We start from the raw sequence: 11,348 nt of genomic DNA on the forward strand, positions 1-11,348 counted from the left end.
GAGACAGGTACATGACCGTTCAGGATATGAGAAGTCTTCGGATCCAGGCCGAATTCTGCCAGAATCTTCTCGCAGATATCCTTTCGGTTGATCAATTTATAATACGGAACGGTGTGTTCCTTATGTGTTTTCTTGTCTGCCACGAAACACCGTTCGAAAGTCGTCATCTGATCTTTACCAAACAGCGGTGACTTGCTGCTGAGCCACAGATACCACATAAGATCTCCCGATCTTCCCGTTTCCTGTGACTGATCAGGAGCAAAATAGGCTTTGCGGACCTGTTCATCCAGATAATCCATATAAGCCTTGCCGGATGTAGTCACACCATTGACTGTGCAATCCTCAAAATTGCCGTCTTCGTCGATTGGAATACAGCCATGATACATCAGGTTGCCGTTGATGACCGTGTACAGCGCGCCGTGACTGTAGAGGAAGCGAATGTGCTTCTGAAGCTTTTCACTTTGCAGGAAAGAAGCCTCTAACGCATTGAGGACCTCCCGTTCTTCCTTCGTCAGCTCGTAAGGATGCTCCGGATCTATGGTCGGGAAATTGGTGTCGCGCAGAGGGAATTCCCCGTCGCGCAGCTGCACGGTCCCCTTTTCGAAATCGATCTTATCCAGCAGCAGCCGGTTTTCCATATGGTACTCCGGATGCGCCATGATACGCTGCCCTTCCACCTTGAACTGGCAGATGGCAATGGCCTTGTTCATCTTCGATGCCAGTGAATCATCCACCGGGTCGAACTTGTTTTCATCCAGCCGCTTCGGCTTGAAAAACTCACACGGATCGTCGCCGTAGATGTTTTCTGCCATGGTCGCCAGCGGACGAAGATTGATGCCGTATCCGATTTCCAGCATATCGAAATTGTTATAACTGATATTCATTCGCAGCACGTTGGTGATGCAGGCCCAGTTGCCTGTAGCTGCGCCCATCCATACGATATCGTGATTTCCCCACTGGAAATCCACATCGTGATAATTCATGAGAAAGTCCATGATGAGATCAGGATGAGATCCTCTGTCCCAAATATCCCCGATAATGTGCAGACGATCTACTGCCAGTGAGCTGATGACCTTCGTCATTTCCTCGATGAATTCCTCTGCGATCCCGCACTCTACGATGGTGCTGATGATCTTGCCGTAGTAATTGCTCTTGTTTTCCTCGTCGTCTGCATGGAGCAGCTCGTCGATGATATAGGCATATTCCTTAGGAAGTCTTCTTCTTACCTTGGATCTGGTGTACTTAGTGGATACCGCCTTGCAGATCAGTACCAGACTCATGATGGATTCCTTACACCACTTATCAAAATCCAGCTCCGGATTTTTCTTCTGTCGCTTGATTTCCGCATCTGCATTATACACCAGTGCAGCCAGTTCTTCTCGCTCCTCCCGGGTCAGATCCGGTCCGAAGATCTCTTCGATATGAGAGCGGATCACACCGGAAGCACTCTTGAGCATATGGATAAACGCCTCGTGCTCTCCGTGCAGGTCACTGAAAAAATATTCCGTTCCCTTCGGCAGAGACAGGATCGCGTTGCGGTTTACGATTTCCTCTGTTGCAGATTTTACATCAGGATATTTCTTGGCCAAATGTCTCAGCAGGTTTTTATCTACCAAAATCAGTTCCTCCTTATTGGTTCTTCTCCAATTCGTTGAGGTCATATGGAGTACCCTGGTATACATAGTAGTTTAACCAGTTGGAAAACAGCAGACTGGCATGAGCGCGCCACCGGAACAGGATCTCTCCCTCCGGATCGTCATTCTCAAAATAGTTCTTCGGAACATCGATCTCAAGTCCTTTATCAACGTCCCGCCTGTATTCACCTGCCAGCGTACCTTTATCGTACTCCTGGTGACCCATTACAAAGATCTGTCGTCCGTTTTCCGTGGAAATGATATGTGGCCCCACTTCCTGCGAATCAGCCAGGATCCGCAGCGCCGGCTCATTTTGAATATCTTCTCTGAGCACTTCTGTGTGTCTGGAATGCGGAGCATAAAAATATTCATCGAATCCGCGAACCAGCGGATTATGAGGCCGGAGCACCTTGTGTTCAAACACGCCAAACACCTTGTGATCCATGATATGTTTGTCAATACCGTAATGATAATACAGTGCTGCCTGTGCGCCCCAGCAGATAAACATGCTGCTGTACACATTGGTCTTGGCAAATTCAAATATCTCGCTCAGTTCCTTCCAGTAATCCACCTGTTCGTACGGGAGTTTTTCCACGGGAGCACCGGTGAGCATCATGCCGTCAAAATACTGATCTTTGATCTCATCGATCGTCTTGTAGAATGAATTCATATGCTCCTGGGAGATATGAGTCGATTCATGAGATCCCATGGTCACCAGCGTCATTTCCACCTGCAGCGGTGTATTGGAAAGCACCCTTGCAAGCTGTGTCTCTGTTGCGATCTTCGTCGGCATCAGATTGACGATGACGATTTTAAGCGGACGGATCTCCTGTGTACTGGCCCGCCCTCTCTCCATGGTAAATATATTTTCGCTCTGCAGCGTTTCCGCTGCCGGTAATTGATTCGGTATTATTAATGGCATTCGTTATGCTCTCCTTCACTCGTTCTTATTCTAAAGCCTGTTTCAGATCTGCGATGAGATCTTCCGCGTCTTCCAGTCCGCAGGAGTATCTTACCAGATCAGGGCTCACACCGGCCGCAGCCAGTTCTTCATCATTCATCTGTCTGTGAGTCGCACTTGCCGGATGAAGACAGCAGGTCCTCGCATCCGCCACATGAGTCTCGATGGCAGCCACCTTTAATTTCTGCATGAAGTCTTCCGCTGCCGCTCTGCCGCCTTTTACACCAAAGCTTACGACACCGCAGGATCCATCAGGCAGATATTTCTGTGCCAGTTCGTAATCATCATCGCCTTCCAGTCCGCAGTACTTGACCCACGCCACCTTATCGTGACCCTGCAGGAATTTTGCAACAGCAAGACCATTTTCCGCATGGCGCTTGATCCGTACATGCAGACTCTCAAGTCCCAGGTTCAAAAGGAACGCGTTCTGCGGTGACTGAATGGATCCGAAGTCACGCATCAGCTGCGCTGTAGCCTTCGTGATATACGCGCCTGCCAGTCCGAATTTTTCTGCATATGTAATGCCGTGATAACTGTCATCAGGCTCACACAGCCCCGGGAACTTATCCGGATATTTAGTCCAGTCAAATTTGCCGGAATCCACGATGCATCCACCTACTCCTGCTCCATGACCATCCATGTATTTCGTTGTGGAATGAGTTACGATATCTGCACCAAACTCAATAGGCCGGCAATGTACCGGCGTGGCAAAGGTATTGTCCACGATAAGCGGTACGCCATGTCTGTGAGCCGCATCTGCAAATTTCTCGATATCCAGGACCGACAGTGCCGGATTGGCGATGGTTTCCCCAAATACAGCCTTGGTATTCGGCTGGAATGCCGCATCCAGTTCCTCTTCCGTTGCATGCGGAGAAACGAATGTGAATTCCACCCCCATCTTCTTCATAGTTACGGCAAACAGATTATAGGTCCCGCCGTAGATAGTCGAGGATGCCACCACGTGATCACCACAGGATGCGATATTGAATACCGCATAGAAGTTGGCAGCCTGACCGGATGAAGTCAGCATAGCCGCCGTACCGCCTTCCAGCGAAGCGATCTTTGCAGCAACATAGTCATTCGTTGGATTCTGCAATCTCGTATAGAAATAGCCCTCCGCCTCCAGGTCAAAGAGCTTTCCCATATCCTGACTTGTATCGTATTTAAAAGTCGTGCTCTGGATGATCGGGATCTGCCGCGGCTCTCCATTGCCCGGCCGATATCCATCCTGCACACATTTTGTTCCGATGCCCATTTTTTTGATTTCCTTTCATGTATTTATCCGAAAACGTTAATAAAAAAATTATACACTATTTCAGTACAGATTTCAAATACTCTTCACGTCCCTGCCTGTACAGATCGCCACCTTCGCAGTCCAGCACCACCGTCAGCGGCAGATCCTCTACGTACAGCCTGCGGACAGCCTCTGCTCCCAGGTCGTCAAAAGCGATGACTTCTGCCAATTTGATCTGTCTGGCCATGAGTGCCGCCGCCCCTCCGATCGCAGCCAGATACACTGCTCCGTTGCGCACAACGGCCTCCTTCACCTCGTCGGATCTCTGTCCCTTGCCGATCATGGCAAGCTGTCCCAGATCCAGCAATGTCGGCGCATACGCATCCATCCGGTAGCTGGTGGTCGGCCCTGCAGAACCGATGGGATGTCCCGGTTTCGCCGGCGTTGGACCTACGTAGTAAACGATGGAATTCTCTATGTCAAACGGAGGCTCTTCGCCCTTCTGCAAAAGCTCCACGATCCGTTTGTGCGCGGCGTCCCGCGCTGTATAGATCGTCCCCGTCACCAGGACTCTGTCCCCGGCTTTAAAATGTTTCACCTGTTCTTTTGTAAAAGGTTCCTGTAATCTGTGTTCCATTAAAGCACCGCCTCCTTATGTCTGCTGACGTGACAGTTGACGTTGACCGCCACCGGCAGCCCCGCGATATGGGTCGGTGCCGTTCGGATGCTCACTGCCAGCGCCGTGGTCTTTCCACCAAAACCCTGAGGACCTATCCCCAGCTGGTTGATCCGTTCCAGAAGTTCCGTTTCCATCTGAGCGTAATACGGATCGCTATTCGGTTCCTGCGCCGGAGAAAGCAAAGCCTTCTTGGCCAGCAGCGCCGCTTTGTCGAAGGTTCCTCCGATCCCTACGCCGATCACGATAGGCGGACATGGATTAGCTCCTGCCTGCAGACAGGTATCTACGACGAAATCCTTGACCCCGTCTTCCCCTGCCGAGGGCGGGAGCATCTTGATACGACTCATGTTTTCCGATCCAAAACCCTTCGGTGCCACCGTGATCTTCACCTTATCTCCCGCTACGATTTCCGTATGGAGATACGCCGGTGTGTTGTCCCTGGTATTAACTCTGCGAAGTGGATCTTCCACGATGGATTTCCGCAGATAGCCTTCTCCGTAGCCTCTCCTCACACCTTCATTTACTGCGTCTTCCAGCAGCCCGCCGGTCAGATGCACATCCTGCCCGATCTCCAGGAATACGCACGCCATGCCCGTATCCTGACAAAGCGGGAATACGCCTTCTTCTGCGATAGCGATGTTCTCCTCGATGCTGGCCAGCACATCCTTTGCAACAGACCATGTCTCTTCCTCCGCCTTCTGCCGGATGCAGGCCTTGATATCTTCTCCCAGATAATGATTCGCCTCTACACAAAGCCGGGCGATCTTATCCGCAATACATTGTACGTCTAATTCTCTCATGCTGTTAAAACTCCTTGTTTTTTCTTTAGAAAAAATCACTGTGGCCGATTTCTTCTGCCGCCTTCTGCAAAGCCCCCTCCGCATCTACGCCGATCACGTCCAGCATCTCCGCCTTGAAGCAGGCAGTCTCCTCGATGCCGAAGAACACTCTGCAAAGAGTATCCACATACGGAAACCCGAAATCCATTCCTTCTGTCGGACCGCCGGCCGTCATGACGTAGACAAGCTTCTTTGCCCTGCAAAGGCTGGCCGGAAAGCCTTCTTCCGTATAGTAGAACGTCAGTCCCTGCACACAGATATTCTCTATGTAATCCCGCAAAATCGCCGGGAACGCCAGATCCCAGAACGGCGCCGCGATAAGGATCTCATCCGCCTCAGCAAAAGCCTTTGCATAACGAAACATTTCATGGGAAAAATCTCTTTCTTCCTGCAAAGCGTTCCGCAGCTCCAGCCGCTCCAACCTCAAAGGCTCGATATTCTCTTTTCCCAGATCCACTTCCGTTATCTCTCCACCCATGCGATCCAGGGCATGCTGCGCCAGCATCCTCGTCCGGGATTCCGGACGCACACAGGCGTTGATAAACAATGTCTTTTTCATAAAGCTTCCGCCTCCTTCCGCAACCGGATGCGGCTGATCTCCGTCGCACCCACAGATGCATCCATTATACCATATCCAGATCGCTCCCGCTCGCAAATCCCGGGCATAAACACGAAAATCTCATCATAAACTTGTACAAAACACATTCAGGAGGCTATCCATGTACCGAAGAAAACACCTTAGAAGAACCTATCGAAAAAACACTCGCAGGACCCTGCGAAAAACAAACACCCTGTTCCGGGAGATCCTGTTTTTCCTGCAAAGACTCCTCCGCCGGCCTTTCGTAAAGACAGTGCTTTTGATCTTCGTCATCCTTACTATCCTGCTGGTTCCCGTGCCCTGGCTTATTACAAAGATCACGCCTTCTGCAGATCCCGGTCATTTCGGGAAAAGCAGCCGGACTGCGCCCTTTGCACTGGCAGAAATCCCGAAAAAAGTCACCGTCTGGCGCACAGCATCCCACAAAACCGAAACCGTGGACTTCGAAGACTACGTCAAAGGCGTCGTCTCCAGCGAAATGCCTTCGTCCTTTCCCCTGGAAGCTCTCAAAGCTCAGTCAGTGGCCGCCAGGACTTATTCCCTGGGAAAAATCCAGAAATCCGAAACCGGAGGCAATCCCAAATCACACCCCGAGGCTCCTGTCTGTGATTCCACTCACTGCCAGGTCTATCAGAATCCCTCTGACTTAAAATCCATCAAGGGCAGCTCCTGGATGGAGGATAAAGACGGCTGGAAAAAAATCTGCAAAGCAGCCGACGCTACCTGCGGTCAGCTGCTTTATTACCGGGGCGAACTGGTACAGCAGGCTCTCTTTCACTCATCCAGCGGAGGGAAAACCGAAAACTGCCAGGATGTCTTTGCCGCATCCGTTCCTTACCTGGTCAGCGTCGACAGCCCCTATGAAGACGAGGCCACCCACCAGAATGAGCAGCATACATTCACCGTCGAAAACTTTGCAAAAAAAATAAGGGCCTACTGCCCTAAGATCGCCTTCGGCGACATCAAAAGCTCCAATATCAAAATCATCAGCCGCAGCACCGGCGGCAACGTAGAAAAAATGCAGATCGGAAACGGCCTCATCGAAGGTCGCACCGTCCGTGAAGCCCTGGAGCTCCCGTCCACCAACTTTACCATCAAGATCTCCGCAGGCAAGATCACATTTACCTCAAGCGGCTCCGGTCACGGCGTCGGCATGAGTCAGTACGGTGCCAGCGGTATGGCCAAAAAAGGCTATGACTATAAGGACATCCTGGCGCATTACTACCAGGGGACGGAGGTGTGGTGAAAGGGATTGTCACACACCCAGGCATTGCCAACAGGACTGTAGCCTTCTGACCGTAAAGTTGCGACGCAAACGTCGTAAGTACGAGGTGATTTTAATATTCATCGTGTATAATATCTCCAAACAAAATCCGCATATAGTCGCGACGAGCATAGAGGATACGATCAATATAAACTTCACTATCATAAGCACGATAAAAACTGATGTAATTCCCACTTACAATAATACGATAATCGCTCTCTATATCTACAATCGAAGATAATGGTGCTCCGATCTGCGCATGATTCTGTAAAATGCGAAGACTCTTTGTGATTCGACTTACAGTTGCTAAGGCTGCGGAAGGGTTCAGTAACTCTTCCTCAATATATGTTTTAATTTCCAAGAGATCGTTTTGGGCTTCTTCAGAAAAATGTAAATTATTCATTGATGATTCCCAGTTTTTTCTCTACGTTTTCTAATGTCAGCCAGCCTTTTTCTTCTCCAGATTTTCGGCCTTTAGCTAGTTCATTCATCAGCCGCAGCGTCGCCTGCATTTTTTCGAAGTCCTGCATATCTAAAATAGCGTATCTGCCGCGCCCATTCTTTGTCAAAAAAACCGGAGCACCAGCAGTCACATCATGCAGCACATCACTGTAATTCCGCAAATCAGAAACAGGTTTGATATTTGGCATATTTCTCAACTCCTTTCACCTATAGCATACTCTACTTTGCTGTCAAATTCAACCGCAAATTTTACAGCGCACAAATTCCATTGATTGCTGGTTTTTAATTCAACCACTTCACTAAAAATACATTACGTTAGTTCTGACAGATAAAATCACCGGGTTGATTTTCAACTTTAAGTTATAGAAATCATTTTCGCCCTGCTCGTATGTGCATATTGTATTGCAATTAGCAATACAATATGCTATGATCAATAACAGAAAGGATGGTGCTTATTATGGCAACAAAAAGTGCAAATGTAACGGCTCGTGTGCAGCCTGAAATTAAGCGGCAGGCGGAGGCAGTTTTGGATAAGATAGGATTACCTGTTTCGGTTTTGATCGATACCTTATACAGACAAATCATTATGACAGGCGGCGTTCCATATTCACTAACAGTTCCGAACTTGCCTACAAGGGACAGTATGACGGACGCCGAGTTTAATACAATGATGGAAAAAGGCTATCATCAGGCAAAGACAGGAGAAGGACTTTCTGTTGATGAAGCCTTTGCTAAAATTCGTGAGGGTATTTAAGTATGCGGTATGAAGTTAAGCTGACCTCACTGGCAATCGAGCAAATTGAAGCAATTGTGCAGTATATTTCCAAAGTGCTGTTTGTACCGGAAACAGCACGCAAATGGGCAGACGCTCTGCAAAGTGAAATCGCAAAGCTGGATTTTATGCCGTCATGCTACCCTCTTACAGAGGAAGAACCGTGGCATACAAACGGAATCCGCAAAATGCCATTCAAGAATTTTCTTGTTTATTATCTGATTGACGAGGACAAGAAGGCAGTATGGATTACAGCAGTGATTTATGGGCGGAGAGATCAGATTGCGGCTTTGGTGGATATGTCGCTAAACGATACAGAGTGATAAACATGAATTGTTCGAGATTTTCAAATACTAACGTCCTTAATTCTGTTCAATAATTGATTTATAGTAGTTACCAAAGTCAGCAAGTGAATTAACAATTGGAAGCATTTTTGTTCCGAGTTCCGTTAAGCCGTATTCAACTCTCGGTGGCTGCTCATGGTAATCGTGGCGATATGCCAGCCCATCACTCATCATTTGTCTTAAACTATCTGTCAAAACCTTTTGTGAAATACCATCTATACTTCGTTGTAGCTCATTGAATCTCCATGGACGTTCTTTCAAGTTACGCAAAATCAGCAGTTTCCATTTTCCTCCGATAAGAGATACTGCTGTTGCAACTGGGCATTCCGGTAATTCTTCTTTTGCTCGCATAATTCTCACCTCCGAGTCTATTGTAACACATTCATTTTTGAGTGTACAGTTACAAAAAGGTGCGTACTTGTTTTTGTATGTGTCTCACACTATACTAATACCTAGCAACCAGAAACTACAAATTAACTATGGAGGTATTATTATGGCAAATTACACAAAAACAACTATCGAAAAGGAAAACCGAATTGAACTGCATGAAAAGTTGTCTTTAACAGGTGCAGAAATCAGTTTAAACGAACTACCTGCAGGCGCAAATGTCCCATTTGTTCATTCTCATAAAGAAAATGAAGAAATCTATGGAATTCTTTCAGGTAACGGCAAAGCCATAATTGATGGAGAAGAAATTAGCCTTTCAACTGGAGACTGGCTAAAAATCGCACCTGCTGCAAAGCGTCAGTTTTTTGCATCCGATATTTCTGGAATTACTTATATCTGCATTCAGGTAAAAGAAAATTCTCTGGAACATTTTACAGCAGAGGATGCCGTAATCGGCTAATTAAAAGTATTTATTTACAAAAATGCACAGTTCACGATAAGCTAAGAACTGTGCATTTCTTTTTGTTCAATATGCAGTCAGCGGCTTTACAGGCGTCAGCTACAGCTATGGTCTTTCTGACTTCTGTCAGCTTTTCTCCGCATTCCGGGCAGATCTGTTCTTCTTTTGACAGTTTGAAATCGATCGTTTCTTTGGGAAGACCGCTTACCATGCGCAGCTTCCCGCCCTTTGTCTTCGTTTTCTTTGGCGGAGCCACCTTTGCCATATCAGGTTCCGGGATCTGTCCGTCTGCCTCATCTGCAGTCCATTCTGCTTCGTTGAAAAGCGACATCTGATCTCCATCCGTCATATCCTTTTCACTGGATACTCCGAACCGTTTCTGCTGCAGCAGGTTGAACTGCTCCTGCAGCTACTAGATCTTCTGCTTCTGGGATTCCACCTGTGTGGTGAGTTCTATGATATTCTGTTCTAATTCGTCTCAGCTCATGGACGAAAGATCTTTATTCAGCTGCTTGTTTTTCATATCTTTATGATACCATAAAAACGCACATTTATCAATGAAAACGCAGTGATTTCAACGGTTTTATGCACTTCTGCAAAGTCCCTGCAACCTCTCTTTCACATACAGATGAAGGAGCGTTTTTCAGGACGCATTCCATATCAAGACCGTAAAGCAGCCGTCTCAGATCATGAGACTCTATCGTGATTTTTCCATCCTTCGCATCGGAAAGATCGTGGATCCGGAAAGCTCCTCTCTCAAGGCGCTTGTAGTATACGACGAATCTGTTTTCATCCCATTTCAGAGCTTTGATCTTGTCTTTCTTTTTGTTCGTAAAAAGAAACAGAGCCTTTTCGAACGGATCCATATGATATGTCCCTTCCACCAGTGCGATCAGTCCGTTCATCTGTTTTCTCATATCTACGCTTTCCCCTAACAGATAGATCTTAAGTCCTTCCGGTTCATATCCCAGATTCATATCCTCATCAGCTCCCGACAGATCCGGATCAGGATGTCGGGATCTGTTCCTGCCGGAAATTCCAGCTTCAGGTCCTTGATCTGAAGCCGGATCGTGCCTCCTGTTTTCACAGGAGCCTGAGTAGTCACCTCTGATCCGCTGCTGCAGCTGAGTTCATACCAGCCGCTGGTAGCGCTTTCTGTATCCTCCTGCATGTCATCGATGCGCATCGCATCGAACTTTTTACACCAGTAACGGAAGGAAGATACGGCGATACCGTTTTCACGGCACCAGTGCGTTCGCGGCATTCCGCTGTTTGCATAGTTTAAAAACCTTGTGTACCACAGCTGTTCTTTTTCATTCGTCATATGGCTGCCTCCTGTTTGTATATTGATGGAGACATTCTTTCATATTTTAGCCCCGCTGACTATGTGCTGTGGTTTGACGCTTACACAAAGCAGACTTGAAGCTGTATTGCAAGCGAAAAAATGATCCCCGCGTGAAACGCGGGGTTTTTCACATGCGGGCATAGCCCTTATTCCTCGCAGAACGCGTCCAACGCGTAAACGCAGTCTGCCAGCTGCGTCTCTACCTGCTTACTTTTTCTTTTTGCTATACTTTTTGACCTCTGGAATACTTATCTGTTCTCCCAGCTTATCTTCGTCCATCTGATGTTTGATATATTCCGCAATTCGGCTCTCGTTCTTTCCTACCGTATCAACATAATATCCTTTGCACCAGAATTCTCGATTTCGATA

16 protein-coding genes and 1 pseudogene are annotated in these 11,348 nt (G+C 47.7%); 4 read left to right on the forward strand and 13 right to left on the reverse strand.

Annotated features, from left to right (window positions below; genetic code table 11):
- The 6 genes from H8876_RS01145 to H8876_RS01170 form a co-directional block, all read right to left on the reverse strand.
- Window positions 1–1,616: fructose-1,6-bisphosphatase (locus H8876_RS01145; RefSeq protein WP_249286189.1), on the reverse strand; the 1,616-nt coding region annotated here is incomplete at its 3' end.
- Window positions 1,617–1,629: 13 nt separating this feature from the next.
- The gene (metA, locus tag H8876_RS01150) at window positions 1,630–2,556 is read right to left on the reverse strand and encodes a homoserine O-acetyltransferase MetA (RefSeq protein WP_177265595.1); all 927 of its coding nucleotides are present in this window, start codon (window positions 2,554–2,556) and stop codon (window positions 1,630–1,632) included.
- Between the two features lie 25 nt (window positions 2,557–2,581).
- Window positions 2,582–3,850 carry an O-acetylhomoserine aminocarboxypropyltransferase/cysteine synthase family protein gene (locus tag H8876_RS01155; RefSeq protein WP_249286190.1) on the reverse strand — a complete coding sequence of 423 codons (1,269 nt, stop codon included), beginning with the start codon at window positions 3,848–3,850 and terminating at the stop codon, window positions 2,582–2,584.
- A 55-nt stretch (window positions 3,851–3,905) separates the two neighbouring features.
- Complete coding sequence (locus H8876_RS01160; protein WP_249286191.1) at window positions 3,906–4,466, reverse strand: Fe-S-containing hydro-lyase; 561 nt, start codon at window positions 4,464–4,466, stop codon at window positions 3,906–3,908.
- Window positions 4,466–5,308: a fumarate hydratase gene (locus H8876_RS01165; protein WP_249286192.1), complete on the reverse strand. Its 843-nt coding sequence runs from the start codon at window positions 5,306–5,308 to the stop codon at window positions 4,466–4,468. Before H8876_RS01165 ends, H8876_RS01160 begins: the two co-directional genes overlap by 1 nt.
- 25 nt (window positions 5,309–5,333) lie before the next feature.
- Window positions 5,334–5,906 (reverse strand): NAD(P)H-dependent oxidoreductase, encoded by a 573-nt coding sequence (locus H8876_RS01170; RefSeq protein ID WP_249286193.1) that lies wholly within the window; start codon window positions 5,904–5,906, stop codon window positions 5,334–5,336.
- Between the two features lie 160 nt (window positions 5,907–6,066).
- On the opposite strand from H8876_RS01170, the gene spoIID reads away from it, so the two are divergent.
- Window positions 6,067–7,191, forward strand: coding sequence for a stage II sporulation protein D (gene spoIID, locus H8876_RS01175; protein WP_249286194.1), 1,125 nt, complete (start codon window positions 6,067–6,069; stop codon window positions 7,189–7,191).
- Window positions 7,192–7,282: 91 nt separating this feature from the next.
- On the opposite strand, the gene H8876_RS01180 is transcribed toward spoIID, so the two are convergent.
- Entirely contained in the window at window positions 7,283–7,612 is a 330-nt protein-coding gene (locus H8876_RS01180) for a type II toxin-antitoxin system RelE/ParE family toxin (RefSeq protein ID WP_249286195.1), read from the reverse strand.
- Window positions 7,605–7,859, reverse strand: coding sequence for a type II toxin-antitoxin system prevent-host-death family antitoxin (locus tag H8876_RS01185; RefSeq protein ID WP_249286196.1), 255 nt, complete (start codon window positions 7,857–7,859; stop codon window positions 7,605–7,607). Before H8876_RS01185 ends, H8876_RS01180 begins: the two co-directional genes overlap by 8 nt.
- A gap of 269 nt (window positions 7,860–8,128) precedes the next feature.
- On the opposite strand from H8876_RS01185, the gene H8876_RS01190 reads away from it, so the two are divergent.
- The gene (locus H8876_RS01190; protein WP_249286197.1) at window positions 8,129–8,425 is read left to right on the forward strand and encodes a type II toxin-antitoxin system RelB/DinJ family antitoxin; all 297 of its coding nucleotides are present in this window, start codon (window positions 8,129–8,131) and stop codon (window positions 8,423–8,425) included.
- Between the two features lie 2 nt (window positions 8,426–8,427).
- Window positions 8,428–8,766 (forward strand): type II toxin-antitoxin system RelE/ParE family toxin, encoded by a 339-nt coding sequence (locus tag H8876_RS01195; RefSeq protein WP_249286198.1) that lies wholly within the window; start codon window positions 8,428–8,430, stop codon window positions 8,764–8,766.
- Between the two features lie 39 nt (window positions 8,767–8,805).
- Here the strand turns inward: H8876_RS01195 and H8876_RS01200 are convergent, their stop codons facing one another.
- On the reverse strand, window positions 8,806–9,138 hold the full coding sequence (locus tag H8876_RS01200) for a winged helix-turn-helix transcriptional regulator (RefSeq protein WP_008373705.1): 333 nt from the start codon (window positions 9,136–9,138) through the stop codon (window positions 8,806–8,808).
- A gap of 142 nt (window positions 9,139–9,280) precedes the next feature.
- Between H8876_RS01200 and H8876_RS01205 the strand changes: the two genes are divergently transcribed.
- Window positions 9,281–9,634: a cupin domain-containing protein gene (locus H8876_RS01205; protein ID WP_249286199.1), complete on the forward strand. Its 354-nt coding sequence runs from the start codon at window positions 9,281–9,283 to the stop codon at window positions 9,632–9,634.
- Window positions 9,635–9,665: 31 nt separating this feature from the next.
- On the opposite strand, the gene H8876_RS01210 is transcribed toward H8876_RS01205, so the two are convergent.
- The 4 genes and pseudogenes from H8876_RS01210 to H8876_RS01225 all read right to left on the reverse strand — a co-directional run.
- Window positions 9,666–10,043 (reverse strand): transposase, encoded by a 378-nt coding sequence (locus H8876_RS01210; RefSeq protein ID WP_283241720.1) that lies wholly within the window; start codon window positions 10,041–10,043, stop codon window positions 9,666–9,668.
- A gap of 145 nt (window positions 10,044–10,188) precedes the next feature.
- Complete coding sequence (gene tnpB, locus H8876_RS01215; protein WP_249286201.1) at window positions 10,189–10,611, reverse strand: IS66 family insertion sequence element accessory protein TnpB; 423 nt, start codon at window positions 10,609–10,611, stop codon at window positions 10,189–10,191.
- Window positions 10,608–10,958, reverse strand: a complete 351-nt coding sequence (tnpA, locus tag H8876_RS01220) for an IS66 family insertion sequence element accessory protein TnpA (RefSeq protein WP_249286202.1) — start codon at window positions 10,956–10,958, stop codon at window positions 10,608–10,610. Before tnpA ends, tnpB begins: the two co-directional genes overlap by 4 nt.
- A gap of 228 nt (window positions 10,959–11,186) precedes the next feature.
- Window positions 11,187–11,348 (reverse strand): annotated as a pseudogene (locus tag H8876_RS01225) (IS200/IS605 family transposase); the annotation flags it as partial.

The sequence above is a fragment of the Lentihominibacter faecis genome, assembly GCF_014306095.1.
GTDB classification, from domain to species: Bacteria; Bacillota; Clostridia; order Peptostreptococcales; family Anaerovoracaceae; genus Lentihominibacter; species Lentihominibacter faecis.

Bases quoted from the DNA above. Each gene is read 5' to 3' on its own strand.
- metA (WP_177265595.1), bottom strand. From the start codon at position 2,556: ATGCCATTAATAATACCGAATCAATTACCGGCAGCGGAAACGCTGCAG.
- H8876_RS01155 (WP_249286190.1), bottom strand. From the start codon at position 3,850: ATGGGCATCGGAACAAAATGTGTGCAGGATGGATATCGGCCGGGCAAT.
- H8876_RS01160 (WP_249286191.1), bottom strand. From the start codon at position 4,466: ATGGAACACAGATTACAGGAACCTTTTACAAAAGAACAGGTGAAACAT.
- H8876_RS01165 (WP_249286192.1), bottom strand. From the start codon at position 5,308: ATGAGAGAATTAGACGTACAATGTATTGCGGATAAGATCGCCCGGCTT.
- H8876_RS01170 (WP_249286193.1), bottom strand. From the start codon at position 5,906: ATGAAAAAGACATTGTTTATCAACGCCTGTGTGCGTCCGGAATCCCGG.
- spoIID (WP_249286194.1), top strand. From the start codon at position 6,067: ATGTACCGAAGAAAACACCTTAGAAGAACCTATCGAAAAAACACTCGC.
- H8876_RS01180 (WP_249286195.1), bottom strand. From the start codon at position 7,612: ATGAATAATTTACATTTTTCTGAAGAAGCCCAAAACGATCTCTTGGAA.
- H8876_RS01185 (WP_249286196.1), bottom strand. From the start codon at position 7,859: ATGCCAAATATCAAACCTGTTTCTGATTTGCGGAATTACAGTGATGTG.
- H8876_RS01190 (WP_249286197.1), top strand. From the start codon at position 8,129: ATGGCAACAAAAAGTGCAAATGTAACGGCTCGTGTGCAGCCTGAAATT.
- H8876_RS01195 (WP_249286198.1), top strand. From the start codon at position 8,428: ATGCGGTATGAAGTTAAGCTGACCTCACTGGCAATCGAGCAAATTGAA.
- H8876_RS01200 (WP_008373705.1), bottom strand. From the start codon at position 9,138: ATGCGAGCAAAAGAAGAATTACCGGAATGCCCAGTTGCAACAGCAGTA.
- H8876_RS01205 (WP_249286199.1), top strand. From the start codon at position 9,281: ATGGCAAATTACACAAAAACAACTATCGAAAAGGAAAACCGAATTGAA.
- tnpB (WP_249286201.1), bottom strand. From the start codon at position 10,611: ATGAATCTGGGATATGAACCGGAAGGACTTAAGATCTATCTGTTAGGG.
- tnpA (WP_249286202.1), bottom strand. From the start codon at position 10,958: ATGACGAATGAAAAAGAACAGCTGTGGTACACAAGGTTTTTAAACTAT.